Raw genomic sequence first — 25,291 nt, forward strand, 5'->3', positions numbered from 1 at the left:
GAGGAGGGGGAGAGAAATGACCCGGCGCAGGAGCCTGGCCGCACTGGCGTTCGCCGTCGGCGCGGGCCTGATCGCCACGACGATCGCCGGAACCGCGGCCGCCGCGGGAGATCGCGACGCCGCCCACTCCAGCTCCGTGTGGCTCTCCCACCAGCTGCGACCCGACGGCACCCTGGAGAACCCGCTCGGCGGCGAGCTGCCCGACCACGGCCTGATGCTCGACCTGGTCTTCGCGATGCACGCCTCCGGTGACGGCGCGCTCGCCGAGCCGATCATGAAGTTCCTGGACGACCAGGGACACGTCACCGACTACTTCACCTGGGACGGCCTCGCTCCCGGCCAGGGCTTCGACCAGATCGTCGTCGGCGGCGCGGTGGCCAAGACCCTGCTCGCCGCGCAGATCTCCGGCCGTGATCCGCGTGCCTTCGACGGCCACGACATGGTCGCCGAGACGAAGGCGGCGATCCGGCGCTCGGGCGTCGACGCCGGCCGGATCAGCGACTACTCGAAGAACCCCGAGTGGGCGGACATGGTGAACAACAACGCCAACATGTTCGGCCAGTCCCTCGCCGTGATCGGCCTGGCGGTGGCGGGGGAGAACGACCAGCCCGCCATCGACAAGATGGTGACGCAGCAGTGTTCCGAGGGCTACTTCCGGATCTTCTTCGGGTACGTCCAGGGACCTGAGGGCCTCAAGGTGTCCTCCTGTGACGAGGGGAAGGCCGACGGCTCGTCGGCGCCGGACGGTGACGCGACGGGCCTCGCGCTGTCGGCCATGCTCGCGGCGAAGCGCGCCGGGGCGGCCGGGCTCGACGAGCCGATCGCGAGGACCGTGACGTGGCTGAAGAACAACCAGTCCGCCGGTGGTGGCTGGGGTGGCGGTGTCGGGACCGAGGCGCCGAACACCAACAGCACCGGCCTGATCGTGCAGGCGCTCGCGGACGCGGGCGGCGCGGGTGCTGAGGTCGGCAGGGGCGTCGAGTTCCTGAAGTCCGCACAGGCCGGCGCGTCCGACTCGGGTACCGCGCTGGCCGGGCAGATCGGTGCGATCGCGTACGACCCGGCCTCGTACCAGGCGGCGCGCACCGGCGGCATCTCCGGCATCGACACGTGGATCAGGGCGAGCGCGCAGGCCTCGCTCGGGTTGTCGCAGATCGGGTTGTACGCGCTGGCCAAGGGCGACGTGCCCGAGCCGACCCCGACCACCACCGCGAGCAGCACCCCGGCGACGACTACGACCACGGCGGCACAGGGCACCACGCCACCACCGGTGCACACCAAGACCGAGACCACCACCGTCAGAGCGCCCACACCGACGACCAAACCGAAGGCCGTGGTCCGCCAGCCCGCCCCGGCGCCGAAGACCGTGCAACCGGCCGCGAAGACGTCCGCCGCGAAGCTCGGCGCGTACCTGGCCAACAAGCTCGTGCGCGGCGACCACGTCGAGGTCACCGAGAACGACAGGACCTACGTCGACTACGACGCGACCGCGGACCTGGTGCTGGCCCTGCACGCGCTGGGCGAGCAGCCGGACGCCGCGAAGAAGGCCTCGGAGTTCCTGCTGACGCCGGACGCGGTCAACGCCTACGCGCACGGCGCCGGGCAGGAGACCGGTGAGGCCGCCTACGCCGAACCGCTCGCGAAACTCGTCGTCCTCGCCCAGTTCCAGAAGTCCGACGACCTCGCGAACCGGCTGCGCGCCGACCTGGCGGCACTGCGGGGCGCGGACGGTCTGTTCACCGACACCGGCTCGTTCGCGGACTCCGCGGACTCCGTCCGCCGCCACACCTGGGCGGTGCTCGCCACCGTCGCCGACCCCGGCCAGGCGATCGAGGCGCTGGCCGCCCGTCAGTGCGAGGACGGCACGTTCCCGGAACGCATGGACGACGCGGACTGCGAGGACGGCGATCTCGCCTCCACCGCCGCCGCGGTCACCGCGCTGAACAGCAGGCCGTTCACCGAGGACGCGCCCGTCGCCCAGGCCCCGGCCGAGTGGTCGAAGGAGCGCGCGGCCGCGTTCGTGAAGGCGATCTCGTTGCTCGGCGCCAAGCCGAACGGCAAGGGCATGGTCGATGACGACGGTGGCGCGCCCTCCATCGCGTTGAGCGCCTCGGTCGCGGGTGCTCGCCAGGCAGCGGGCCTGGACGTGAGCGGTACCGCGAAGACGATCGGCGGAATGGTGCTCGCCGACGGTGGTCTGGCGCGGGTGTCCGGCGGTGACGGCACGACCGACTTCGCCACGAGTCTCGTTGCCGCACAAGGCATCGCGGGCCGATCGTGGATCAGCGCGAACGGTTCTCCGCTGTCACCGGTGGTGCGACTGCCCCTGGCCGACGCCAAGCCGGTCCCCGCGCTGGTCGCCCAGAACGCTCCACGGCACCCGCCGCTGTGGTCCTACTTCGCACTCGGCGGCGCCATGGTGCTCGCCGGTCTCGTTCTGCTGCTTCGCCGTCGTCTCTCCCAGGGGGTTCAGTGATGAAGAGAGTTCTCGCCGCCGCGGTGGTCCTCACCGGACTGGTCGTCGCGCCCGCTCCTGCCAGTGCCGCGGGCTACGACGGCATCTGCACCGGCGCGGACGCGTTGAGCGGCACGACGATCGTGGTCGACTTCCAGGAACTGGACGGCAACGGCGGGGTGGCCGCGCCGACGATCACGCGTTGCTCGCCCAACGCCGCTCCCGGCACCGACCGCACCGGCATCAAGGCGTTGCAGGACGCGGGAATCGCGGTCGCGGGCACGGTCAAGTGGGGCCTCGGGTTCGTGTGCAGGGTGGGCGGCCGTCCGACGTCGACGGAGAACATCCCGGTCACCGGCAACCCGACCTACAAGGAGGGCTGCTTCAACACTCCGCCCGGCTCCGCGTACTGGGGCTACTGGCACGCCGACGGTTCCGGCTCGACCTGGACCTACAGCAGCTACGGCGCGTTGAACCGCAACGTGATCCCCGGCGGTTTCGAGGGATGGTCGTTCTCGCTCAACAAGTCGGCCGGCACGAACCCGGTCCCGGGCGTGACGCCGACGAACCCGGCGGTGAACGTGAGCAACCCGACCGCGGCCCTGTCGATCAACGACCTGGACCGCAAGATCACCCTCGGCCAGACCACGTCCCTCACCTGGACCTCGGCCAACGCCACGTCGGTCAGCGCGTCGTCGGTCTCCCCGGCCAGTGGTGGTGGTAGCTGGTCCGGTTCGCTCGCGACGCCCGGCGGCACGCAGAACATCACGCCCACGGCGACCGGCACGTACACCTACATCATCTCCGCGACCGGGAACGGGGTGACGGTGTACTCGTCCGCCACCCTGACCGTCCAATGAGGAGGCTCGCGGCACTGGCCGCCGCCACGTTCCTGACGGTGGCGGTGGCACCCGTCGTGCACGCGATCGACCACAGCAAGGGCCATCCGGGCTTCTGCAAGGACGACCGGGGCGTGACCGTCGTCGTCGACTTCCAGCAGCTCGGAGGCGACGCGATCGTGCGCTGCAACCCGCAGACCACCGCGGGCACCGGCCTGGACGCGCTGAAGGGCGCCGGTTTCCAGGTCGCCGGGGTGCAGCGGTGGGGCGAGGCGTTCCTCTGCCGCGTCGAGAACAAACCCGCCGCCGCGGACCAGATCCCGATCAACGGCCGCGCCGGCTACCGCGAGCTGTGCGTCGACACCCCTCCCGCGGCGGCCTACTGGTCGTACTGGCACGCCGGGAACAACTGCGCCTGGGACTACAGCCAGTGGGGCGTGAAGAACCGCCAGTTCCTCCGCGGCGGCTTCGAGGGCTGGTCGTTCTCGCTGAACGCCACCGCGGACACGAACCCGGTACCGCGCGTCGCCGCCGTCCGCCCCGGCACCGAGGGCAAGGCGTGCAACGCGGTCGAGGAGCCGAAGCCGGTCAGCAACGACCTCAACGAGACGCAGGCTCCCGTTCAGGGCCGCCCGCCGCAAGCCACTCCAGAACCGGAGCAGACGGCGACTCCACCGCCGGGCGCGCCGACCGGTGCGTTGCCGCCGCCCAAGCCTCGCGCCAGTGCCACCGCGCGGACGAAGGCGAACGACCCGTCGAGCAACATCGCGTTCAGCGGCGGGGAGAACGCCGAGGACGTGAGCGAGGTGATCAAGCGGACGTCCGGCGCGAGCGACTACGCGCCGTGGGCCGCGGGCGGCGCGGTCGTGGTGCTGCTGGTCGCCGGGTTCTTCGTGGCACGGCGGCGGAAACGGGTCAACGAGTCGTGACGTCGTACTTCCTGCCGCGCGACCTGCACCCGGCGGCGTGGTGGGTGTGGGCGCTCGGCCTCGCGGTCGCCGCGACCCGCACCACGAACCCGTGGCTGCTGCTCACGATCATCGCGGTGGCGGGGTACGTCGTCGTGGCCCGCCGTTCCGAGGCGCCGTGGGCGCTGGCGTTCCGGCTGTACCTCGTGCTGGGCGCGTGGATCGTGGCGATCCGGGTGTTCTTCCGGCTCGTGTTCGGCGGGGCGGAGGGTTCGACGATCATCCTGCGGCTGCCGGAAGTCCCGCTGCCGGCGTGGGCTGCGGGCATCCGGCTGTTCGGCGACGTGTCCGCGGAGTCGTTGCTGGGCGGCCTCTACGACGGCCTGCGCCTCGCGACCATGGTGATCTGCCTCGGTGCGGCCAACGCACTGGCGAACCCGAAGCGACTGCTCAAGGCCATGCCGCCCGCGCTCTACGAGGTGGGCACGGCGGTGATCGTCGCGCTGTCGGTGTTCCCGCAACTCGCCGAGAGCGTCCTGCGCGTGCGTCGCGCCCGGAAGTTGCGTGGTGGCAGCGGAAAGCGCACGCAGGTGCTGCACTCCGTCATGATCCCGATCCTGGAGGACGCGCTGTCCCGCTCGTTGCAGCTCGCGGCCTCGATGGACTCCCGCGGCTACGGCCGGGCCGGGCTGGTCGAGGCACGCCGGCGCGTGCTCACCGGCACGATGATGATCGCCGGTCTGATCGGGGTGTGCGTGGGCGTCTACGCGACGCTGGACGGGTCCACACCGCGATTCCTGGCCGCGCCGGTGCTGTCCGTCGGGCTGCTCATCGCCCTGGTCGGGTTCCGCATGGCGGGTCAGCGGGTCCAGCGCACCCGCTACCGCCCGGACCGGTGGCAGCTGCCGGAACTCGTGGTGGCGTTGAGCGGACTCGGTGTCGCGGCCGTGCTGTTCGTGACGTCCAGTGTGGACCCCGCGAACCTCAACCCGTCGCTGATCCGGCTGTCGTGGCCACCGCTGTCCTGGGGGCCGCTCCTGGGTGTGCTGGTCGGTGTCCTGCCCGCGTTCCTCACTCCCGTTCCTGAACCTCCGTTCGCCGCACTGGAAGAAGTGGTCGCGTCATGATCGAACTCGACCACGTCGGCTTCTGGTACGCGGGCCGGTCGGAGCCGGTGCTGCGCGACGTCTCGCTGTCCGTCGGGGAAGGCGAACTCGTGCTGTTCGCCGGCCAGACCGGCGCGGGCAAGTCGACGTTGCTCGGCACGATCAACGGCCTGGTCCCGCACTTCACCGGCGGCCACCTCGAAGGGGACGTCTCGGTGGCCGGCGTGTCCACCCGCTCGCACCCGCCGCGCGAGTTCGCGCACCTCGTCGGCGTCGTCGGCCAGGACCCGCTGGCGGGCTTCGTCACCGACACCGTCGAGGACGAACTCGCCTACGGCATGGAACAACTCGGTCTGTCACCGCAGGTCATGCGTCGCCGCGTGGAGGAGACCCTGGACCTGCTGGGCATCGCGGAACTCCGCCGGCGAGCGCTGCGCACGTTGTCCGGCGGCCAGCAGCAGCGCGTCGCGATCGGCTCGGTGCTGACCACGCACCCGAAGGTGCTCGTGCTGGACGAACCGACCTCGGCGCTGGATCCGACGGCCGCCGAGGACGTGATGGCCACGCTCGCGCGTCTGGTGGAGGACCTCGGCACGACGGTGTTGATGGCCGAGCACCGCATGGAACGCGTGATCCCGTTCGCCGACCGGATGATCTACGTGCCCGGCAACGGGGGAGTGCTCGACGGCCCACCGCCGGAAGTGCTGCGGGACATGCCGATCGCGCCGCCGATCGTCCAACTGGGACGGTTGGCGGGCTGGGACCCGTTGCCGATGTCCGTGAGGGACGCCCGCCGCCGCGCCTCGTCGCTCACGCTCGGCAGCCCGCCGGTCAGGACCACCACCGCGGGCGACGTGCTGCTCACCGCGTCGGGGATCGTGGTGCGGTACGGGCCGAAGGTCGCCGTCCGCGACGTCGACCTCTCGCTGCACGCGGGCGAGGTGCTGGCCGTCATGGGCCGCAACGGTTCCGGCAAGTCGTCGCTGCTCTGGGCGGTGCAGGGCTCCGGACCCCGCCAGGGCGGCACCGTCCGCGCGGGCGACGCGGACCCGAAGTCGCTGAGCAGTTCCGAGGGCCGCAAGCTGGTCGGGATGGTCCCGCAGACCGCGAGCGACCTGCTGTACCTGCAGACCGTCGGGGCCGAGTGCGCCGCCGCCGACGCCGAGTCCGGTGCGGAACCCGGCCGGTGCCGGGGCCTGCTCGACCGGCTCGCCCCCGGCATCGATCCCGCCGCGCACCCGCGTGACCTGTCCGAAGGCCAGCGCCTCGCGCTGGTGCTCGCGGTCCAGCTCTCCGCCGCGCCGCGCGTCGTGCTGCTGGACGAACCCACCCGAGGCCTCGACTACACCGCGAAAGCCGCGCTGGCGCAGATGATCGCCGGCCTGACCGCCGAAGGACGGGCCGTCGTCGTCGCCACGCACGACGTCGAGTTCGTCGCGACGATCGCCCAGCGCGTGGTCGTCATGGCCGAGGGCGAGGTCGTCTCGGACGGCCCGACCGCCGAGGTCCTCGGTGGCTCACCCGCGTTCGCCACCCAGGTCGCCAAGATCCTCGGCGAACCCTGGCTCACCGTCGCCGACGTGCGCGCCGCGCTGCCGCAGGAGGTGCGATGACCACCTCGGCGGTGAAGATCGGCAAGCGGTCGGCGGTCGTGCTGACGCTGGCCTCGATCGCGAGCCTGATGATGTTCGTCTGGCCGTTGCTCGTCCGCGTCGAACCGCAGTCGATGCAGCACGGCCCGGACGCGCCGTTCGTGTTCATCGGCATCTTGCCCGTCCTGATCGTCATCGTGCTGGCCGAACTGTCCGAAGGGGGCATGGACTCCAAGGCACTCGCGATGCTCGGCGTCCTGTCGGCGGTGAACGCGGCGCTGCGGCCGTTGGGCGCGGGGACGGCGGGCATCGAGACCGTCTTCTTCCTGCTGATCCTGGCGGGCCGCGTCTTCGGACCCGGCTTCGGTTACGTCCTGGGCAGCACGTCGTTGTTCGCGTCGGCGTTGCTGACCGCCGGTGTCGGGCCGTGGCTGCCGTTCCAGATGATGTGCTCGGCGTGGATCGGCATGGGCGCGGGGCTCCTGCCCAAACGCGTGAGCGGCAAGGCCGAGATCGCGATGCTCGTGACGTACGGGATCGTGGTCGCGTACCTGTTCGGGTTCCTGATGAACCTGTGGTTCTGGCCGTTCATCACCGACGCCGAGGTGCCGTACCACGACGGCCACATCTCTTACGTGGCAGGCGATCCCGTGCTGGAGAACCTGCACCGGTTCGCGGTGTTCACGTTGCTGACGTCGACAGCGGGCTGGGACACGGGCAGGGCGATCACGAACACCGTCGCGATTCTCGTGATCGGGCCGGCTGTGCTGGCGACCCTGCGGCGGGCCTCGCGCAGGGCTTCGTACGGCGCGCTGCCGACATTCAGCGACCGCTGAAGTTTCTCCTGGTGGGAGAGGGGTATTCGCCGGTTCCCGGAATCCCCGAGCGCGCAGTGGCGCCCAGAGCAGGTTGGTGACACGTGGAAAAGGCGTCAGCGAAGGACGAGTGGAGTCCCACCATCGGTGTCGAGGAGGAGTTCCTCCTGGTCGACGCGGTGACCGGCGTCGCGGTGAACCGGGCGGACGAGGTCGTGGTCGTCGCCAGAGAGCGGCTCGGCCTGGACCTGCAGCACGAGCTGACCGGCGCGCAGGTGGAGATCAACACGACGGTGTGCGCGGACGTGGAGCAGGCTCACCGCGAGCTGCTCGACCTGCGTCGCCAGGTGGCACTGGCCGCGAGAACGGTGGGGTGTCGGGCCATCGCCGTCGGTGCGCCGCCACTGGGACGCGCGACCGGTGAGATCACGGACAGCCTGCGGTTCCGGCGGATCGCCCGCGAGTTCGGTGCGCTCGCCGAGCAGCAGCTGATCTGCGGATGTCACGTCCACGTCGCCGTTCCCGACCGGGAGACGGCCGTGCAGGTGTGCAACCACGTGCGGCCCTGGTTACCCGTGCTGTCGGCGGTGACGGCGAACTCGCCGTTCGCCGACGGCGAGGACACGGGCTTCGCGAGCTGGCGTTCGACGATCTGGTCGCGTTGGCCGGTGTCCGGACCGCCACCGGTCTTCACCTCGTGGCAGCACTACGAAGAGGTCAGCGACACGATGATCGCGGCGGGCACGGCGCTGGACCGGGCGATGGTCTACTGGGACGTCCGGCCCGCCACCGAACTGCCGACCGTGGAGGTGCGGGTCGCGGACGTCGCGGCGACCGCGGACGAGGCGGTGCTGCTCGCGGCACTCGTTCGCGCTCTGGTCGCTCAGGCCGTGGTCGACGTCGGACGTGGTGTGTCCGCTGAGGACGTTCCGCAGGAGACACTGAGACAGGCGTGCTGGGGCGTGGCCAACGAAGGCCTGCGGGGCAACACCTTCGACGTGCTGTCCGGCGAGTCCCGGCCGGTGCGCGAGCAGCTGGACGACCTGGTGCGCCGCCTGACCCCGGTGCTGGAGACCAACGGCGATCTCCCTGCGGTGCAACGAGGTCTGCGGCTGCTGGACAGCGAGGGATCCGGCGCCGACCGGCAGCGCCGCGCGTTCCGCGGCGGTCAGGTGGAGTCGTTGCTCGGCCTGCTGGACGTCGACAACGCGGACCGTGCCGAGCCGGATCAGAAGTGCTCCTGATCGCCGGTCATCGGCGGTGCGTACGATCGCGTGTACTCGCCGTGGAGCGGGCACCAAGAACAGCGTCCGAGGTCAAACAGCGAGCCTGTGGCGCATCGCGAGAGGGCGCGCAGTGAGCGCATTTGGCATGCACGAGCAGACTGACGACGTACGAACACTTTTCGGGCATTCGGCGGCGGTGTTCGCGGCGTTCAGCGGACCGGCGCACGCGGTGGAGACCGCCAATCCGGCGTTCCTGGCCACCATCGGCGAGGACCGGACTCATCTCGACGCCTTGCTGGACGAGGTCTTCCGCACGGGCGAACCACTCAGCGGCCGTGACATCAAGGTGGTGCTGGGCACCGGGCCGCACGTGCGGGAGGCGTTCTTCGACCTCACCTGCGAACCGCGCAGGGACGCGACCGGCGACGTGGCCGGGGTGACCGTGATCGGCGTGGAGACCACGCAGATCAAGCACGCCCAGCGGTTGATGGCCGAGCACCGCGCGTTGCTGGAGCAGATCGCCCGGCAGGCCCCGCTGACCGAGGTGCTCGACGGGATGGCCCGCTGCATCGAGGAACTGGCGCCGGAGGACGTGCTCGTGTCCGTGCTGCTGGCCGAACCCGACGGCCTGCACCTGCGCCACGGCGCCGCGCCCAGCCTGCCCGCCTTCTACAACGAGGCCATCGACGGCATCGCCACGGGCGAAGGCGTCGGCTCCTGCGGCACGGCGGCACACCGGCGGGAACCGGTGATCGTCACGGACATCGCCACCGACCCGTTCTGGGACGACTTCCGCCACCTGGCCGAGCAGGCCGGGCTGGGCGCCTGCTGGTCCACGCCGATCCTGGCGCGCGACGGCGGCCTGCTGGGCACGTTCGCGATGTACCACCGGGCCCCACGCGTACCGCGGGACACGGACCTGGCGCTCATCCGCGTCTTCGCCGGCACCGCGGCCCTGGCCGTCGAACGCCACCACACGGAACAGGCGAAGCAGGCGGCCGAAGCGCGCCTGGCCGAGGCGATGCGCGCGGAACAGGAACTGCGCGCCGACGCCGAGCAGCGCGCCACGGCGGCAGCCGAACTGGCCGCCCAGCTGCGCGCGGCCGCGGCGGAACAGGCAGGTACGCCGCACCCCGAGCACTGCCAGCTCGGCGGCAGGTCGGCGTGCACGGCGGCGGCGGAGGTCAAGGTCGCCGACTCGTGGGGTGACGCGGCCTGGGGCTGCGCCGCCCACATCGAGGAAGCCCTCATCCACGTGCGGTCGGTGTTCATCGCCAGCGAGGAGCTGGGCGGGCTGGCTGCCTACCGGAACCGGTGACGTTCAGGTCCGTTTGACCGTGTCGAGCAGGCCGACGGCGATGTCGCGGAGCTTGGTGTTCTCGTGCTGGGACCGCTGCACCAGCATCGCGAACGCCTCCTCCGGCGTGCACGAGTGCACAGCCATCAGCGCGCCCTTCGCCTGCTCGATCGTGGCGCGGGACTCGAGTGCGCGCTCCATGTGCTGGAGCTGCTCGCGCAGGCGTTGCCACCGCTGGGCGCTGACGATCGTGGCGGACGCGGCCGTGGTGAACAGCCGCATGAGACCCTCGTCGAAGGGGTCGAACGCGGTCGCCGTGTAGCTGTAGATGTTGAGCGTTCCCACGTGCTGTGCTCCGGCGGTGTCCGACGCGGGTAGGACGACGGGAACCGACAGGTACGCGCGAACACCGGCCTCGTCCGCGGCGGCCTCGAACTCCGGCCACAGATCGCCGTGCTCACCCACGACCGCACGGACCGCTTCCAGGGTCTGCGCCGACTGCAGGCACGGCCCGCGCCGGGCGCTGTACTGCTTCTCGTCGACCTCGATCAGACGGGGATCCGTCGTCGCGGCGGTGCGCGGATGCTCGGGGGTCATCACGGTGACGGTCACGGCGTCGGCGTCCGGCACCGCCCTGGCCGCGGTCTCCGCGAGCCGCTGGAGCGCTTCGTCCAACGGCTCGTCGCCGGTGAAGACCTCACGCAGGACCTCGAGCGCGTCAGCGGTCTCATCGAGACGCACGAGCGGATCAGGGCGATCCTCGTCCACCGAGCGTTCCTGCCCTTGTGCACCGTCTGCCATGCCGCGGCACCCCTTCGCCATCCACGTGGAGTCCACGGCGCCGGCTGCTTGACGCACGTTCAGCGCATCGTACGGCCACGGACCGTCGGCAAAGGGAGTCGGGCGAGGAGAGCTCACCTGGAACCTGGACCGGCAACGGGACGCTGGAGTGTTCAACGTCCGGTCACCGGTCCAGGCCGGACCACCCGAAGGCGGGCCTCCAGTGCGTGCACGCGTGCACGGCGATCCTTCAGTACCCCGCTCTTGTGCAACTCAAGCGACGTCGCCCGCTTCGGCTGATCTCGATCCGGTACCGAAGCACCGGGAGCTCAACGCGTCCTGCCACCTGTCTGTGGAACCAGGTGCGAGCCGAGCGCTTCGTCGTAGCTGTGAATCACGTCGTTGGCGATGCGGTCCCACGAATACCGGACGCACACCCGGTCGCGGGCGAGAACGCCGAGCAGTTCCCGCCGCGTCGGAGCGGCGAGAAGCGCGCGAAGGGTTCGGATCAGGCGAAGCACGTTGCCTTGCGGCACGTGCAGGCCGGTGATGCCGTGCACCATCATGTCGCTGGGGCCGCCAGGCAGGAACTCGACGACTGGGACACCGCACGACATCGCTTCCAGGGTCAGGCTCTGCTGTTCGGCGGACAAGCCGGTGCAGACGGCGACGTCGGCGGACCGCAGAAGTGCCGCACGACTTCGCGCTGAACCTCCGATGGTCGCGAACTCGGTGTCCGGAACCAGGTCGGCGACGTCAGACCCGTTGCCCGGCAAAGGCTCTCCCAGCCACACGACGCGTTGCGGTGGCAGGCGGGGCGCGTCGGAGTCGTCCGGTTGGAACAGTTCGGTGTCCACACCCGGCGGCACCACCCAGATGCGGGACCTTCGAACACCGGCACCGATCAGCGCGGCGGCTTGGCGTTCGGTCGTGGCGATGACGCCGTCCGCCGAGTGGTACAACGCCAACTCGTCCGGGCTGGGCTGCTGCCCGGTCTCGTGGGCGGTCTGCACGACGGTGACCTCGGCCTGACGCGCGCTCAATGAGCTCACCAGACCGGAACTCGTCGACAGCGAGTGCACGACGTCCGGCTTGCGCACCTGCCACTGCGCGACGAGCGCGTCGACGAACTCCGCCGGGTTCGGCGGCAGGTGTGTGACGGCGTACCCGTTCGCCTGTTCAGGCAAGGCGGTGTCGGAGTGGGCGGCGTACACGTGCACCTCGTGGCGCTGCCGGGTGAGCGCGACGGCCAGTTCGGCGACGCGGAGTCCGCGCGAGTGTGCGGTCAAGGGACTGGCGTCGAGGGACACCAACGCGATCTTCACCGGGAAGGCTCCTTCGGAGTGCTCGGCAATCGGGAACCGAGCTGTGGCCTCAACCCGTCTGGTGTTGACCGACTACCCACCCGGACGAGCACTCAAACCCCGGTTCAGCCGGCTGTCCGACCGCCAGCCGGTCCAGGGCTCGTGCGGAGGGCGACCCGGCGTCGGCCGTGATCAGCACGACCTCCTGGTCGTCTTCCGGCACGAGGAGAACGTCGCAGTTCAACCGCAGCGCGCCGGCCTCCGGGTGCTGGATGGTCTTGGTGCGGTGGCCGGGGGCGTGCACCGGACGTGTCTGCCAGATGTGCCGGAACTCCTCGCTGCCCGCGTGCAGGTCGGCCAGCAGTGCCGTCAGCCGCGGGTCGTGCGGGTAGCGGTCGGCGGCCCGCCTGAGCCGGGCGACGACGACGTGCCCGAACTCCTCGGCGCTGGAGCTCTCGTACGCCGGTGGCTGACCGAGGAAGCGCCGTCGGGCCAGGTTCGCACTCCCGCCGCTGAGGTCGCCGAGCAGCACCTCGGCCAGCGGGTTCCAGGCGACGACGCCGTACGACGCGTCGGTGACGATGGCACCGGTTCCCGGCAACCGCTCCAGCATGCGCGCCACGTGCGGACGGACCCCGTGCACGGCTCTCTGAGCGGGCGGCACGCTCGACCCCGCGAGGCCGAACAGGTGACTGCGTTCGGCGGGGGTGAGCAACAGGGCGTCGGACAGCGAGTCCAGGATCCTGGCCGACGGGCGCGGGCCTCTCGCCTGCTCCAGCCGCGTGTAGTAGTCGGCGGACATGTGGGCGAGGTCCGCGACCTCCTCGCGCCGCAGTCCCGGTGTCCGCCGGTCGGTGCCCGCCGGGGTCAGCCCGACCTCGTGCGGGCGCAGCGCCGCCCGGCGTTCCCGCAGGAAGCGGGCCAGTTCCTGCCGCGCCATGACACCTCCGCACCTCACTGCCTGGTACAGGTTATCCCTGGCAGGCCGTCCGCGATCGGGTTGTGATGGTCGGCATGAACACCGCTCTGGTCACCGGCGCCAACAAGGGCATCGGCAAGCACGTCGCCCGCCTGCTCGTCGCCGAGGGCTTCACCGTCCACGTGGGATCGCGCGACCCGGAGCGCGGGCAGCGGACCGTCGACGAACTCGGACCCGCGGCCCGCCTCCTCGTCCTCGACGTGACGGATCCCGGCAGCATCGCCCAGGCCGCGGCTCGGGTGGACCACCTCGACGTGCTGGTCAACAACGCCGGGATCGGCACCTCCCTCGCCACCCCCGCCGAGACCGTCCTCGACGACCTCCGGCGCACCTTCGAGACCAACGTGGCCGGGGTCGTGGCGGTGACCAACGCCTTCCTGCCCGCCCTGCGCCGCTCCGGGCACCCGCGCGTCGTCAACGTCTCCAGCGGCACCTCGTCGCTGACCTGGAGCACGAACCCCAACCCCCAGTTCCCCCACGGCAACGGCGGCGCGGCGGCCTACCGCGCGTCCAAGGCCGCGCTCAACGCCCTCACGGTCTTCTACGCCCAGACGCTGGCCGACGAGGGCTTCAAGGTCAACGCGCTCGCCCCCGGCCTGCGGGCCACCGACCTCAACCCCCGGGCCGCCGCGTCCGGTGGTGACCCGGCCGAGGCCGCGGCGGGGGCCGTTCGTCTCGCCCTGCTGCCCGATGACGGTCCCACCGGAGGGTTCTTCTCCTGGGACGGCACGACCGTGCCCTGGTGACGGCCTCGCAGGCTGTTGCTTTCGTGCCGTCAAGAACTCGTCCTGCCGAACTGCGTCGACCGCGGGCCGAACGACGGCTGGACCGTGGCAGCTGCTGTCCACTGTGGAGGATGGGGCGGCTCTTGCCCTGCGGTGAGTGTCCGGGACCGCGGCGCCCGTTGTGGGCTGTTCGACAATCCTGATGACCGCGCGGCGGGAGTGTGGTTCGCTCTCGTCAAGTGATCGATGTCGACAGTCCAGCACGTACGGCCGCAGTGGTGGTCGCGGTGGTGGTCAGCACCGGAGGCGCCGTCCAGGCGCGGCTCAACGGAGAACTCGGCGCCCGCGTTCACGACGGGATCGCCGCTCCGCTCATCACCACGGCGATCGGCCTGGTCATTCTCGCCGTGGTCATTCCCTCGCTGCCCGCCGGACGTCGTGCGCTCGGGGAGGTCCAGGCGGCGTTCCGGACGGGAACACTGCGCTGGTGGCACGGACTGGGCGGCATGTGCGGCGCGTTCTTCGTGGCCAGCCAAGGACTGAGCGTCGGTTCGCTCGGCGTCGCGGTGTTCACCGTGGCAGTGGTCGCGGGCAACACGACCGGCAGCCTGCTGGTCGACCGGTGGGGACTCGGGCCCAGCGGCCACCACCCGGTCACCAGGGCCCGGCTCGGCGCCGCCGCGGTGTGCGTCGCGGCTGTCGCGATCGCCGGTGGTGGACGGCTGGACGCGCAAGGAACGGTCCTGATCGTCCTGCCGCTGGTCGCCGGTGCCGCGCTCGCCTGGCAGACAGCGGTCAACGGCAGGGTCGGCGCGGCCGGTTCCGTCATGGCGGCCACGTTGCTCAACTTCGTGGTGGCGGTGCTGACGCTGACGGCGGTGTTCCTGGCCGAGGTCGCGGTGCGCGGCTTGCCGGCCGGGGTGTTCCCGCGCGAACCGTGGCTCTACAGCGCCGGGCTGATCGGCATCAGCCTGATCGTGGTGGCGGCCGCTGTCGTCGCCCACACCGGCGTGCTGGTGTTCGGCCTGGCGAGCGTGTCCGGGCAGCTGCTCGGTGCAGCGGGAGTCGATCTCGTCGTGGGGGATCGGATCGGCGTCGCGACGTGGATCGCGCTCGGCCTCACCTTCGCGGCCGTGGTGATCGCGACCAGGGCGCGCTCCGGTTCGGCGTAGCTTCTCGTTGGCGCGGAAGGACTTCTCGACGGGGAAACGCCTCTGACGCTGCGTGACGACCATTCGCCCCCTTTTCCGCGTCTTCACCGCATTCGTCCGGTAAATGAGCAACGTCAACCGTCAAGAGTGTGGGACCGCTTCACGCCAATGGCGGGTGAGTGGCCGCGACGGCCTTCCTTACGTTGGGTGGTGGAACCGGAGGTTCCATTCTTCGCACCCTGCAAGCGAGGAGAACCCATGTTCAAGAAGTTCGTCCTGTCCGTCGCGCTCGCGGCGGCCACGACCGCCGTCGCACCCCTGGCCGCCCAGGCGTCGGCCAGTGAAGCCCCGATCACCGCGGCGGCGGTCAACGTCTACTACGACACCAGCAGCGCACCTACGTTCGCGAGTGCCATTCGGCAGGGCGCGGCGAACTGGAACGCGCGGGTGTCCAACGTGAAGCTGGTGGAGAACCGCAGTGCGGCCACGTTGCGCTACCGCGAGGGCAATGACCCGCGTGGTTCGTACGCCTCCACCAACGGCCACGGCAGCGGCACCATCTTCATCGACTACTCGCAGGCGCAGCAGTACTACGTCACCCGAATCACCGCGCACGAGACCGGGCACGCCCTCGGCCTGCCCGACCACTACAGCGGCCCGTGCTCGGAGCTGATGTCGGGCGGCGGTCCTGGCACGTCGTGCCGGGTCGCCACGCCGAACTCCGCCGAGGTGTCCAGGGTGAACTCCCTGTGGGCCAACGGGTTCGTCGGCACCTACGAGTGGAAGGTGATCTACGAGCAGATCCCTGTCCACTCCTGACAGCGCATGACCGCGAGGCCTGGGTCTCCTGTGGACCCAGGCCTCGCGGTCACCCGTCGGCGAGACGTTGGATGGTGGCGCCCATCCAGGCTTCGAGTTCCGCGGGGTCGCCGAGTTCGGAGCGCAGGACTCGACGGCGGGTCGTCACGCCGAGGACGAACGCGTCGATGGCCGCCGCCCTGCTGAATGCCTCCGCGTCGGTCAAACCGCTGTCGCGCAGGTAGTTCCGCAGCGGCTGCAGCGAGTGGACGTCGAGGAAGGTGGCCAGCGCTTCCGCCGCCTCCGGGCGGTCGCCGGACGCGCGGTGCAGCACCAGCAACGGGTCTTCTTCCGGCTGGCCGAACCAGCGCTGGACGATGTTCGCCGCCAGCCGTGAGCCCAGTCCTGAGCGGTCGCCGTCGAACGAGTTCTCGACGGGGATCTCCACCTGGGCCGCTGCGAGGAACAGACCGTCCTTGCCGCCGAAGTAGCGGGTGATGAGGTTCGGTGACACGCCGGCCGCGTCCGCGACGCCTTTGACCGTGACCGCTGTGTATCCGTGCTGCGCGAATTCACGTCGTGCGTTCTCGAGGATTCGTGCCTTGGTCGTGGTGGCGTCTCGCGGCGTCATGTGTACGACCATACACATCGATGTGTATCGTCGTACACATGACTGACGAGATCCGTGAGCGACTCAGCCGGACGCGACGTGTGCCGACGCCCTGGAACGACGATCCGGCGCGGGGCCTCGGCGGTGCTCGTCTCGACGCGCTGCTCGACCGGTGGGCCAACGGTTACGACTGGGCCGTTCACGAACGCCGGATCGGGGAGCTTCCCTGGGAGACGGTGGGGGAGAACGACCTGCGCGTGATCCATCAGCGTGCCGCGGATCCCGATGCCCCGGTCGTGGTCCTGTTGCACGGCTGGCCGGACTCCGTGCTGCGGTTCGAACGAGTCCTGCCGTTGCTCACCGACGTGCACGTGGTGGTGCCCGCGTTGCCGGGCTTTCCCTTCGCGCCAAGGCTCGGCGCCGCGGGCATGTCGGCGAGCCGGATCGCCGGAATGATCGCGGCCGGACTGGCCGAGCTCGGTCACGAGAGGTACGTGGTGTCCGGCGGCGACGTGGGCGGGACCGTGGCGGAGATCCTCGCGACCGAACACCCGGACCGCGTGGCCGCCCTGCACCTCACGAACGTCGCTCCACAGCGGGCTTTGACCGCGGACCCCGCCGGGCTCGCTCCCGACGCGGTCGCCTATCTCGACCGCACGGCACAGTGGTTCCGCACGGAAGGCGCGTACATCGCAGCTCAGTCGACCCGGCCGAACACGCTCGCCGTGGCGCTCGGTGACTCGCCCGCGGGCTTGGCGGCGTGGCTCGCCGACAAGCTGGAGTCGTGGTCGGACGACTCGGCCTTCACCGACGACGAACTGCTGACCTGGATCACCGCCTACTGGGTCACCGGCACGATCGGCACCTCGTTCTCCACCTACACCGAACGCGGCGGCCTGCCCGGCCGGATCGAGGTTCCCACTGTGCTGTCGGTGTTCCCGCGCGACATCAAGCCGGAGCCGCGCAGCTACGCCGAGGCCTTCTTCGACGTGCTCGAGTACGTGGAACATCCCGCCGGCGGTCACTTCGCGGCGTGGGAACAGCCCGCGGCCTACGTCCAGGACCTGCGCCGCGCGATCGAACTGGGCAGTCAGCCCCTCTGACTGCCTCAGAGCGGATCGGTCAGCAGGTTCACGAATCCGTCGAGGTTGTCCTCCATCATCATGTGCGCGGCATTGGGCACGACACGCACGTCACAACCGGTCGCGCGCAAGGCATCGAGGTCCTCGCCGCTCAGCTCGCCCGAGATGTAGCGCTTGGGCGCGGACATCGCGGTCAGTTGCGCGCGGAACGTGGCCGGCCTGTCCGCCAGCAGGGACACCGCTGTGCGGTGCAGCCCGCGCGGTGACCACCGGCGCAACGTCCGGGCGTCCATCGTGGTGTCGTCCGGGGCGATGATTCCGTGCATCCCGCGGGCGACGAAGGTGTCCTCGTCGAAGCTCGCGATCCGCGCTGACATCGTGCCGACGCCCGGGTCGAGGTTCGGCTCGGCCACGATCAGCCCACCGACCAGGTCGGGGCGCTGGGCGGCCAGGCTGATCGCGATCGAACCGCCTAGCGAGTGCCCGACGAGCGTGATCGTGTGGAGCCCGAGCGCGTCGATCGCCGCGGCGACAACGGATGCGTGCTCGTCGATGGTGTGGCTGAAGGCGTCGTCGTGGTCGCTCCACCCGCTGCCCACCAGGTCGACGAGCACGTGCCGGCCCCGGCCCGCGAGCGCCGGGTGGCCGATGACCGGCGCGAACGAGACGGTGCTCGCCAGTCCGAGGCCGCCGAGGTAGACGTTCGCACGGCCATCGGCCGCGCCGACGTCGAGGTAGGCGACTTGCGCGCCGGATGCGGTGACAGGCAGAAGCTTCACGTCGCCATTGTCCGGGATCGCTCAGGGGCCTGGCACGGCCCGGTCAGTCCTCGGGAACGGGCAGTGGCAGCGCGACCAGTTCGCGTGCCTCGGCGGGACTGACGCCGAGCATGCGCAGGAGTTGTTCGGCGAGCTGGTCGTACACGGTGCCATGGTCGAAGTCGGGGTCGGTCAAGGAGAGGTGCAGCGCCGCCAGCAGGGCACCGGCCACTGTGGACATCGCGAGTTTGGGGTTGTCGACGTGGAAACGTCCCGCTTCGACGCCGGCGATGATGTCGCGCAGCGCGCGTGGCGCGAGTCCGCGGCCGGAGTCCAGGTAGGCGACGCCGTGGCGCACCATGACCTGGGCGATCTGGGGTCGCTGCAGCGCCAGTCGTCCGGCCAGGCGGACCGACTGGGCGAACTCGGCGGCCGGGTCCTCGACGGTGCTGCCCAGCTCGTCGAGCCGCGCGCCCATCTCCTCCATCGCGTCCTCGACGGCCGCGGTGAACAGGTCGCCCTTGGTCGGGAAGTGGTTGTAGAACGAGCCGAAGCCGACATCGGCGGCGTCGGTGATGTCCTGGATGCTCGACTGGTGGGCGGTGCCGTCGGCGAGCATCGCCCGTGCCGCGTCGAGGAGCTTGCGCCGGGTCTGCGCCTTGCGGCGGTCGAGGCGGCTGCCGGTCTCGGGGCGGCTGGTGGTCATGGCCGGGATCCTACGTCATGACAGTACTGATGAAATCATCAATTAGCCCTTGACGTGCCCTGACTCCGTAATTGATAGTTTCATCAGTAGTGAGCGAACGAGCGGTCAGGAGGGTGGGCGATGGTCCACAGGGACCTGCACAGCCAGGACGGCGCGCATCGCGGTGAGCACACCGGGCGCGCCCGCAACCCGGTGGTGAAGGTGCTCGACCTGGCGTGGCTGGTGTTCGAGAAGCCGGACCTGGACCGGGCGGAGGTGTTCGCCAGGGACTTCGGGTTCTCCGTGTCGGCCCGCACGCCTGACGAGCTGCGGTTGCGCGGCACGCTCGCGGGCACGGACGCGGTGGTGATCCGGCGTGGCCCGCGGTCGCGGTTCGTCGGTCCCGTGTTCCGGGCGGCGGAGTCGTCCGACCTGGACCGGCTCGCCCGGCACGCGGGAACCCGGGTCCGTCCGCTCGGAGCGGGACGGATCGTCGACCTCGTCGATCCCAGCGGCATTCCGGTGAGCGTGGTGCACGGAGCCGATGCCGGTTCGTTGCTGCCCGGCCAGATCCCGTTGCGGCACAACACCGGCGGATCGCCACTGCGGGTCAACGCGACGCAGCGTCCGGCGCGGGAACCGGCCAGGGTCCAGCGGCTGGGGCACGTGGTGCTGCAGACGCCGCGTTTCCTGGCGGCGCTGGACTGGTACCTCGACACCCTCGGGATGATCGTCAGCGACTTCCTGTTCCTGCCGGGGCAACGCGACCTCGGTCCCACGATGGCGTTCCTGCGGTGCGACCGGGGCGACACGGTGGCCGATCACCACACGCTCGCGATGCACCTCGGTCCGGAACTCGGTTACGTGCACTCCGCCTACCAGGTGACCGACCTGGACGCACTGGCCGCGGGCGGGGAGTACCTGGCAGAGCGCGGCTACCGCCGGTCGTGGGGGATCGGCAGGCACATTCAGGGCAGTCAGCTGTTCGACTACTGGCGTGATCCGGACCGGTTGATGGTCGAGCACTTCGCCGACGGGGACGTGTTCGACTCGTCCCTCGAACCGGGCTGGGCGCCGATGTCGGCCTCCGGCCTGGCCCAGTGGGGACCACCCGCCACCCGTGACTTCCTCGGCACCACACCGTCGCCGGCGAAGCTGCGCGCGGTGTTCGCGGCGTTGCGCGACGAGGACACCGAACTGACGGCGGCCCGGTTGCTGGCCCTGATGAAGGCGATGTCCCGATGACGACAACGGTTCTGCGCACGGCGGACGGCTGGTGGGTCGAGCGGCCCGGTACGGGACGCGCCGCGAAGGTGTCCACCTCCGCCGAGACCACCGCCGAACTGCTCGCCGACCGCGCGGCCGTGGACGCCGCCACCGAGCCGACGGTGGACGTGGCCGAACTCGACCTGCTCTCGCCGGTCACCGCGCCGTGCCGGGTGGTCGCCCAGATGGTCAACTACCGTTCGCACGCCAGGGATTCCGGCTTCGACCCCGACACCGTGCCGCCGACGTTCTTCCGCAAGGCCTCCGGCTCGATCGCGGGGAGCACCGCCACGATCGTGCGTCCGCCGCACGTCGCTCTGCTGGACTACGAGGTCGAACTCGGACTGGTGCTCGGCGCGCGACTGCCGGTCGGCACGGCGGTGACCGAGGCGAGCCTGCCGCGGTACGTGGCCGGGCTGGTGGTGGCCAACGACGTCAGCGCCCGCGACGTCCAGCTGACCAAGGGGCAGTTCTACGAGAGCAAGTCGTACCCGACGTTCACCCCGGTCGGACCGCGCCTGGTGTTGTTGCAGGACAACGAGTTCGCACACCTGGAACGGCTGCGGCTGCGCCTGTCGGTCAACGGCGAGGTGCGCCAGGACCGCACGGTCGCCGACATGATCGTGCACCCGGCGCGGGCGCTGACCTTGCTCTCCCGTTTCCAGGAGCTCGCTCCAGGAGACCTGCTGCTGACCGGGACTCCCGGCGGGACGGCGCTGAAGGCGCCTCCGAAACCGGTCGAACGGATCGCCGCGCTGCTGCCGCCCGCGGTCAAGTGGAAGCTCTTCCTCAAAGGACAGGCCAAGAACGACCAGTACCTCCAGCACGGTGATCTGGTCACCGCCTCGATCGCCACCGACGACGGCGCCCTCGACCTGGGGGCGCAGCGCAGTCGGGTGGAGCATCGGTGACCACGGTCGACGTGGTCGTCGTCGGGGCCGGTCCGGTGGGACTGACCGCCGCGCTGCTGCTGGCCCGGCGTGGCGTCACCTGCCTGGTGCTCGAACGGCATCCGGAGCCGTATCCGTTGCCGCGCGCGGTGCACCTCGACGGCGAGGTGGTGCGGATCCTGCAGGAGGCGGGTGTCGCTGACGGCTTTCGCGGCATCAGCAGGCCCATGCCGGGACTGCGACTTCTCGACGGCGGGCTGCGCACCCTCGCGGAGTTCCGCCGCGACGATCCGATCGGGTTCTCCGGTCATCCCCGGGCGTCGATGTTCGACCAGCCCGATCTGGAGGCGCTGCTCGTCGCCGCGGCCGAGGAGTCGCCGCACATCACGACGTGCCGGGGTGCGGAGGTGACCGGTGTCGCTCATCTGCCTGCCGGCGCGGTCGTGAGCTATGAGCGTGGTGGGCGGCGGTACCAGGTTCAGGCGGCCGCTGTGCTCGGCTGCGACGGTGCGGGCAGCACGGTGCGTGCCGCGCTCGACTTCGGCTTGCGCGACTTGGGTTTCACCGAACCGTGGCTCGTCGTGGACGTCCGCTCTCCGGAGCCGCTGCCGATGTGGGAGGGCGTGCACCAGGTGTGCGATCCGCGCCGCGCGGCCACGTTCATGCACCTGGTGGGAGACCGCTATCGGTGGGAGTTCCGCGTTCTGGACACCGACGACATCGCGGAACTCACCACACCGGCGGGCGTCGCGCGGCTGCTCTCGCCCTGGTTCGGCGACCACGCCCTGGCCGAGGCGGAGCTGGTGCGCACCACGACCTACACCTTCCAGGCCAAGGTCGCCGAACGCTGGCGGGAGCGCCGGGTCTTCCTGCTCGGCGACGCCGCCCACCAGACGCCGCCGTTCGTGGGGCAGGGACTCGGTTCCGGACTGCGGGACGCGCACAACCTGGTGTGGAAGCTGGCTCTGGTGCTGCGCGACGAGGCCCCCGACCAGTTGCTGGACACCTACCAGGCCGAACGCGAACCGCACACCGTGCGACTCATCCGCCAGGCGATCGTCGTGGGCTGGGCGCTGACCGGCGGTAGCGGCCGCACGGCGGTTCTGCGGCGCGAGATCGTCCGCCGGCTGTCCCGGCTTCCGGGCGTCGATCGCTTCGCGCTCTCTGCTGAATCACCGAGGCTGCGCCTGCGCCGGGGCGGTTCGCCGTTGGTCGGACGCCTCTGCCCGCAGCCGCCCGCCGGAGACGGCCAATGGTTCGACGACACGCTCGGCGACGGCTTCGCATTGCTGACCATGGATCCGATAGCGCGACATCCGCACGGACTCACCGTCGTGCCCGTCGAGCGGTACAGCGTGCTGGGGGAGTGGCTGACCGGGGCTCGCGTCAGAGCCGTCCTGGTGCGCCCTGACCGGGTGATCTGCGCGGCCGCACGGACCTGCACCGAGAGGGGAACACCCGCATGACCGGCTGGCTCGACGTCCACGCCCACTACCTCACCCCGCACTACGCGGAGCGGTGCCGTGCGGCGGGACACGCCATGCCCGACGGCATGCCCGCGTTGCCCGACTGGAGTGCCGACGCCGCCGTCGAGGTCATGGCCATGACCGGCGTGGCCGCCGCGGTGCTCTCGGTGTCGTCGCCGGGCGTGCACTTCGCCGGCGACTCGCTCACCAGGAACCAGGCCGCGCGCGACCTGGCGCGCCACGTCAACGACGAAGGCGCGCAGGTGGTCGCGCGGCGACCGAGCCGGTTCGGGCTGGCCGCCACGCTGCCACTGCCCGACGTCGACGGCGCGCTCGCCGAACTGGCGCGGGCCTTCGACGAGCTCGGCGCCGACGCGATCACGTTGCACACCAACCAGAACGGCCGCTACCTGACCGATCCGGCGTTCGGCCCGGTGCTCGCGGAACTGGACGCCCGCGCCGCCGTGGTGACACTGCACCCGACCTCGCCGCCGGGCTGGGAACGCACCGCGCTGGGCAGGCCGCGTCCGATGGTCGAGTTCCTGTTCGACACCACCCGCTGCGTCCTCGACCTCGTGCTGAGCGGCACGCTGGACCGCTACCCGCACATCCGCTGGATCGTCCCGCACGCCGGGGCGGTGCTGCCGGTCCTGGCCCACCGCGCGGCAGGAATGTCCTTCCTCACCGGAGATCCCGTCGACGTCCTCAGCGCTCTCGGCAGGCTCTACTACGACCTGGCGGGCGTTCCGCTACCGGTGGCACTGGACGGCCTGCTCGCCGTGGTCGGGCCGGACCGGCTGCTCTACGGCAGCGACTTCCCCTTCACGCCCGCACCTCTGGTCGCGGGACTGGCCGAAGGGTTGCGGCAGGCACCGGCCCTGCACGAGGCGTTGCTCAGCCCGGGACCGAACTCACCGGGCGCAGCGTTGTTCCCGCGCCTCGCCACGGACGTCGAGGAGCCCTGATGATCGCGAAGGACGAGACCGGGCCGACGCGCCGCACCGTGCTCAAACGCGTGGGGCTCGGCGTGGTCGGCGCCGGGGTGGTCGCGGCGGTGGGAGTGCCGGTCGTGAAGAACCTGACGAGGAGGGACCCGCCGGTCACGTCCCTGCCGCGCACCGCGCCGTTGCGGATCGACCAGGTCACCGTCGTCGATCCCCGGGACGGCAGCAGGAGCCCAGGGATGACGGTCGTCGTCCGCGACGGCAGGATCGCCTCGGTGTCGGCCACGAAGGACACACCGGCCGCCAAGGACATCTGGACCATCGCCGGCGCGGATCGGTTCGTGGTCCCCGGATACAACAACATGCACACCCACGTGCTCCAGGAAGAACGCGCGAGCCTGTTCCTGGCCACGATGCTCGCCGAGGGCACCACCGGCATGCGTCAGATGGCCGGCGACGACGACCTGTTGCGCTACCGGGCGGAGGGCCGCCTGCCGCTGGGCCTGCACGCACCAGGCCTGCTCGGCATGCCCGGCGATCTCCTGATGCCGTGGAACGCCGGCTCGGTCGAGGAGGTCCGCGAGGAGATCACCCGCCAGAAGGATCTCGGCGCGGACTTCGTCAAGCTGATCTCCGTGGACCGCGACGTCTTCTTCGAGGCGGTCGAATGGGCCCATCGGCAAGGACTGAAGATCGCCGGGCACCTTCCACCCTCGGTCAGCCCGAGCGAGGCCGCGCGGGCGGGCTACGACTCCATGGAACACCTGGGCACCGGCAGTTGCCTGTGGATCGAGTCGTCGTCCCAAGAGGAAACCCTGCGCGGGCAACAGGATCTCACCGGTCCGGTGCCGGGCTGGTTCGCGAACCTGCCGTTCGCCGGATGGCTCTTCTCCACCGACGTCGTCACGAACATGACCGCGAAGATGCTGATCAACCCCGCGATGTCCAACTCGCCGGAGTCGGTCGGCCTGATGCGGCGCGCGTTGGACTCCTTCAGCGAAACGGCCGCGCGGGAGATGGTGCGGCACTTCGCGGAGAGCTCCACCTGGCAGACGCCGACCCTGGTCCGGCTCCGCACGCAGTACCTGGCCGACCATCCCGAGTACGACGACCACCCGTGGATGAAGATGTTGCCCGCCAGGACGGTCAGCGACTTCCGGGAGGTGCGGGCGCGGTTCACCGCGCTGCCCGCCGACACCCGCGCCACCTACCGCCAGTACTACGACATGTCCCTGCGCATGGTGAAGCGCCTGCACGACGCGGGAGTGCCGATCCTGACCGGAACGGACGGACCGGGCACGAACCCGGCGGACCTGCACACCGAGTTCCGCGAGCTCGCCGCGGCCGGCCTGCGCCCGCTCGACGTCCTGCGCACCGTCACCACGGAACCTGCCGCCTACCTCGGCCGCACCGACCGGATGGGCGCCGTCGCCGCCGGCATGGACGCCGACTTCCTGCTCCTCGACTCCGATCCGCTGGAGGACGTGAAGAACTTCGCGTCGATCGCCGCCGTGGTCCGGGCCGGTCACTTCCTGCCCCGGCAGCAGATCGACTCGGTCGTCGAGCAACTCCTCGCGGCAGCGCCGTGAGTTCGCGGGTCAGCGGCCGGAGGTGC

23 protein-coding genes are annotated in these 25,291 nt (G+C 70.7%); 17 read left to right on the forward strand and 6 right to left on the reverse strand.

Going from position 1 to position 25,291, the window contains the following annotated elements:
* Window positions 1-16: 16 nt before the first annotated feature.
* The 8 genes from ACIQF0_RS10125 (at window position 17) to ACIQF0_RS10160 (ending at window position 10,259) form a co-directional block, all read left to right on the forward strand.
* Complete coding sequence (locus ACIQF0_RS10125; RefSeq protein WP_401026926.1) at window positions 17-2,476, forward strand: hypothetical protein; 2,460 nt, start codon at window positions 17-19, stop codon at window positions 2,474-2,476.
* On the forward strand, window positions 2,476-3,315 hold the full coding sequence (locus ACIQF0_RS10130) for a hypothetical protein (RefSeq protein ID WP_401026928.1): 840 nt from the start codon (window positions 2,476-2,478) through the stop codon (window positions 3,313-3,315). The genes ACIQF0_RS10125 and ACIQF0_RS10130 overlap by 1 nt, the downstream gene beginning before the upstream one ends.
* Window positions 3,312-4,223: an ABC transporter substrate-binding protein gene (locus ACIQF0_RS10135; RefSeq protein ID WP_401026931.1), complete on the forward strand. Its 912-nt coding sequence runs from the start codon at window positions 3,312-3,314 to the stop codon at window positions 4,221-4,223. Before ACIQF0_RS10130 ends, ACIQF0_RS10135 begins: the two co-directional genes overlap by 4 nt.
* Window positions 4,220-5,329: an energy-coupling factor transporter transmembrane component T gene (locus ACIQF0_RS10140; RefSeq protein WP_401026934.1), complete on the forward strand. Its 1,110-nt coding sequence runs from the start codon at window positions 4,220-4,222 to the stop codon at window positions 5,327-5,329. Before ACIQF0_RS10135 ends, ACIQF0_RS10140 begins: the two co-directional genes overlap by 4 nt.
* Complete coding sequence (locus ACIQF0_RS10145; RefSeq protein WP_401026937.1) at window positions 5,326-6,921, forward strand: ABC transporter ATP-binding protein; 1,596 nt, start codon at window positions 5,326-5,328, stop codon at window positions 6,919-6,921. The genes ACIQF0_RS10140 and ACIQF0_RS10145 overlap by 4 nt, the downstream gene beginning before the upstream one ends.
* On the forward strand, window positions 6,918-7,736 hold the full coding sequence (locus ACIQF0_RS10150; RefSeq protein WP_401026939.1) for an ECF transporter S component: 819 nt from the start codon (window positions 6,918-6,920) through the stop codon (window positions 7,734-7,736). Before ACIQF0_RS10145 ends, ACIQF0_RS10150 begins: the two co-directional genes overlap by 4 nt.
* A gap of 83 nt (window positions 7,737-7,819) precedes the next feature.
* A complete protein-coding gene (locus tag ACIQF0_RS10155) occupies window positions 7,820-8,959 on the forward strand; it encodes a glutamate--cysteine ligase (RefSeq protein WP_401026941.1) in 1,140 nt (379 codons plus the stop codon).
* 127 nt (window positions 8,960-9,086) lie between these two features.
* Window positions 9,087-10,259, forward strand: coding sequence for a GAF domain-containing protein (locus tag ACIQF0_RS10160; RefSeq protein WP_401026944.1), 1,173 nt, complete (start codon window positions 9,087-9,089; stop codon window positions 10,257-10,259).
* A 3-nt stretch (window positions 10,260-10,262) separates the two neighbouring features.
* On the opposite strand, the gene ACIQF0_RS10165 is transcribed toward ACIQF0_RS10160, so the two are convergent.
* From ACIQF0_RS10165 to ACIQF0_RS10175, 3 genes are all read right to left on the reverse strand, one after another.
* The gene (locus ACIQF0_RS10165; protein WP_401026946.1) at window positions 10,263-11,039 is read right to left on the reverse strand and encodes an ANTAR domain-containing response regulator; all 777 of its coding nucleotides are present in this window, start codon (window positions 11,037-11,039) and stop codon (window positions 10,263-10,265) included.
* Between the two features lie 308 nt (window positions 11,040-11,347).
* A complete protein-coding gene (locus tag ACIQF0_RS10170; protein ID WP_401026949.1) occupies window positions 11,348-12,343 on the reverse strand; it encodes a glycosyltransferase in 996 nt (331 codons plus the stop codon).
* Between the two features lie 49 nt (window positions 12,344-12,392).
* The gene (locus ACIQF0_RS10175; RefSeq protein WP_401026952.1) at window positions 12,393-13,262 is read right to left on the reverse strand and encodes a helix-turn-helix transcriptional regulator; all 870 of its coding nucleotides are present in this window, start codon (window positions 13,260-13,262) and stop codon (window positions 12,393-12,395) included.
* Window positions 13,263-13,336: 74 nt separating this feature from the next.
* Here ACIQF0_RS10175 and ACIQF0_RS10180 point away from each other — a divergent pair, with 74 nt between their 5' ends.
* The 3 genes from ACIQF0_RS10180 to ACIQF0_RS10190 all read left to right on the forward strand — a co-directional run bounded on the left by ACIQF0_RS10180 (window position 13,337) and on the right by ACIQF0_RS10190 (window position 15,996).
* A complete protein-coding gene (locus tag ACIQF0_RS10180; RefSeq protein ID WP_401026953.1) occupies window positions 13,337-14,047 on the forward strand; it encodes an SDR family NAD(P)-dependent oxidoreductase in 711 nt (236 codons plus the stop codon).
* 218 nt (window positions 14,048-14,265) lie between these two features.
* The gene (locus tag ACIQF0_RS10185) at window positions 14,266-15,198 is read left to right on the forward strand and encodes a DMT family transporter (protein WP_401026955.1); all 933 of its coding nucleotides are present in this window, start codon (window positions 14,266-14,268) and stop codon (window positions 15,196-15,198) included.
* Between the two features lie 237 nt (window positions 15,199-15,435).
* Complete coding sequence (locus tag ACIQF0_RS10190; protein WP_401026957.1) at window positions 15,436-15,996, forward strand: snapalysin family zinc-dependent metalloprotease; 561 nt, start codon at window positions 15,436-15,438, stop codon at window positions 15,994-15,996.
* A 49-nt stretch (window positions 15,997-16,045) separates the two neighbouring features.
* Here ACIQF0_RS10190 and ACIQF0_RS10195 read toward each other — a convergent pair whose 3' ends face one another.
* Window positions 16,046-16,606, reverse strand: a complete 561-nt coding sequence (locus ACIQF0_RS10195; protein ID WP_401026958.1) for a TetR/AcrR family transcriptional regulator — start codon at window positions 16,604-16,606, stop codon at window positions 16,046-16,048.
* Window positions 16,607-16,644: 38 nt separating this feature from the next.
* Here ACIQF0_RS10195 and ACIQF0_RS10200 point away from each other — a divergent pair, with 38 nt between their 5' ends.
* Window positions 16,645-17,688: an epoxide hydrolase family protein gene (locus tag ACIQF0_RS10200; RefSeq protein ID WP_401026961.1), complete on the forward strand. Its 1,044-nt coding sequence runs from the start codon at window positions 16,645-16,647 to the stop codon at window positions 17,686-17,688.
* A 5-nt stretch (window positions 17,689-17,693) separates the two neighbouring features.
* Here ACIQF0_RS10200 and ACIQF0_RS10205 read toward each other — a convergent pair whose 3' ends face one another.
* Together ACIQF0_RS10205 and ACIQF0_RS10210 are read right to left on the reverse strand one after the other, a co-directional pair.
* The gene (locus tag ACIQF0_RS10205) at window positions 17,694-18,446 is read right to left on the reverse strand and encodes an alpha/beta fold hydrolase (protein WP_401026963.1); all 753 of its coding nucleotides are present in this window, start codon (window positions 18,444-18,446) and stop codon (window positions 17,694-17,696) included.
* Window positions 18,447-18,489: 43 nt separating this feature from the next.
* A complete protein-coding gene (locus ACIQF0_RS10210; RefSeq protein ID WP_401026965.1) occupies window positions 18,490-19,131 on the reverse strand; it encodes a TetR/AcrR family transcriptional regulator in 642 nt (213 codons plus the stop codon).
* 120 nt (window positions 19,132-19,251) lie between these two features.
* Between ACIQF0_RS10210 and ACIQF0_RS10215 the strand changes: the two genes are divergently transcribed.
* Genes ACIQF0_RS10215 through ACIQF0_RS10235 form a run of 5 tightly spaced genes read left to right on the forward strand, consistent with a single transcriptional unit; the run spans window position 19,252 to window position 25,265 of the window.
* A complete protein-coding gene (locus ACIQF0_RS10215) occupies window positions 19,252-20,355 on the forward strand; it encodes a VOC family protein (protein WP_401026968.1) in 1,104 nt (367 codons plus the stop codon).
* Window positions 20,352-21,287, forward strand: a complete 936-nt coding sequence (locus ACIQF0_RS10220; RefSeq protein WP_401026970.1) for a fumarylacetoacetate hydrolase family protein — start codon at window positions 20,352-20,354, stop codon at window positions 21,285-21,287. Before ACIQF0_RS10215 ends, ACIQF0_RS10220 begins: the two co-directional genes overlap by 4 nt.
* Entirely contained in the window at window positions 21,284-22,732 is a 1,449-nt protein-coding gene (locus ACIQF0_RS10225) for a bifunctional 3-(3-hydroxy-phenyl)propionate/3-hydroxycinnamic acid hydroxylase (RefSeq protein ID WP_401026973.1), read from the forward strand. The genes ACIQF0_RS10220 and ACIQF0_RS10225 overlap by 4 nt, the downstream gene beginning before the upstream one ends.
* Window positions 22,729-23,697: an amidohydrolase family protein gene (locus ACIQF0_RS10230; RefSeq protein ID WP_401026975.1), complete on the forward strand. Its 969-nt coding sequence runs from the start codon at window positions 22,729-22,731 to the stop codon at window positions 23,695-23,697. Before ACIQF0_RS10225 ends, ACIQF0_RS10230 begins: the two co-directional genes overlap by 4 nt.
* Window positions 23,697-25,265 (forward strand): amidohydrolase family protein, encoded by a 1,569-nt coding sequence (locus ACIQF0_RS10235; protein ID WP_401026978.1) that lies wholly within the window; start codon window positions 23,697-23,699, stop codon window positions 25,263-25,265. The genes ACIQF0_RS10230 and ACIQF0_RS10235 overlap by 1 nt, the downstream gene beginning before the upstream one ends.
* Window positions 25,266-25,291 lie beyond the last annotated feature (26 nt).

It is taken from the genome of Lentzea sp. NPDC092896, assembly GCF_044754905.1.
GTDB lineage: Bacteria > Actinomycetota > Actinomycetes > Mycobacteriales > Pseudonocardiaceae > Lentzea.

Bases quoted from the DNA above. Each gene is read 5' to 3' on its own strand.
- ACIQF0_RS10200 (WP_401026961.1), top strand. From the start codon at position 16,645: ATGACTGACGAGATCCGTGAGCGACTCAGCCGGACGCGACGTGTGCCG.
- ACIQF0_RS10160 (WP_401026944.1), top strand. From the start codon at position 9,087: ATGCACGAGCAGACTGACGACGTACGAACACTTTTCGGGCATTCGGCG.
- ACIQF0_RS10195 (WP_401026958.1), bottom strand. From the start codon at position 16,606: ATGACGCCGCGAGACGCCACCACGACCAAGGCACGAATCCTCGAGAAC.
- ACIQF0_RS10125 (WP_401026926.1), top strand. From the start codon at position 17: ATGACCCGGCGCAGGAGCCTGGCCGCACTGGCGTTCGCCGTCGGCGCG.
- ACIQF0_RS10230 (WP_401026975.1), top strand. From the start codon at position 22,729: ATGACCGGCTGGCTCGACGTCCACGCCCACTACCTCACCCCGCACTAC.
- ACIQF0_RS10165 (WP_401026946.1), bottom strand. From the start codon at position 11,039: ATGGCAGACGGTGCACAAGGGCAGGAACGCTCGGTGGACGAGGATCGC.
- ACIQF0_RS10150 (WP_401026939.1), top strand. From the start codon at position 6,918: ATGACCACCTCGGCGGTGAAGATCGGCAAGCGGTCGGCGGTCGTGCTG.
- ACIQF0_RS10145 (WP_401026937.1), top strand. From the start codon at position 5,326: ATGATCGAACTCGACCACGTCGGCTTCTGGTACGCGGGCCGGTCGGAG.
- ACIQF0_RS10175 (WP_401026952.1), bottom strand. From the start codon at position 13,262: ATGGCGCGGCAGGAACTGGCCCGCTTCCTGCGGGAACGCCGGGCGGCG.
- ACIQF0_RS10235 (WP_401026978.1), top strand. From the start codon at position 23,697: ATGATCGCGAAGGACGAGACCGGGCCGACGCGCCGCACCGTGCTCAAA.
- ACIQF0_RS10215 (WP_401026968.1), top strand. From the start codon at position 19,252: ATGGTCCACAGGGACCTGCACAGCCAGGACGGCGCGCATCGCGGTGAG.
- ACIQF0_RS10220 (WP_401026970.1), top strand. From the start codon at position 20,352: ATGACGACAACGGTTCTGCGCACGGCGGACGGCTGGTGGGTCGAGCGG.
- ACIQF0_RS10130 (WP_401026928.1), top strand. From the start codon at position 2,476: ATGAAGAGAGTTCTCGCCGCCGCGGTGGTCCTCACCGGACTGGTCGTC.
- ACIQF0_RS10210 (WP_401026965.1), bottom strand. From the start codon at position 19,131: ATGACCACCAGCCGCCCCGAGACCGGCAGCCGCCTCGACCGCCGCAAG.
- ACIQF0_RS10135 (WP_401026931.1), top strand. From the start codon at position 3,312: ATGAGGAGGCTCGCGGCACTGGCCGCCGCCACGTTCCTGACGGTGGCG.
- ACIQF0_RS10190 (WP_401026957.1), top strand. From the start codon at position 15,436: ATGTTCAAGAAGTTCGTCCTGTCCGTCGCGCTCGCGGCGGCCACGACC.
- ACIQF0_RS10180 (WP_401026953.1), top strand. From the start codon at position 13,337: ATGAACACCGCTCTGGTCACCGGCGCCAACAAGGGCATCGGCAAGCAC.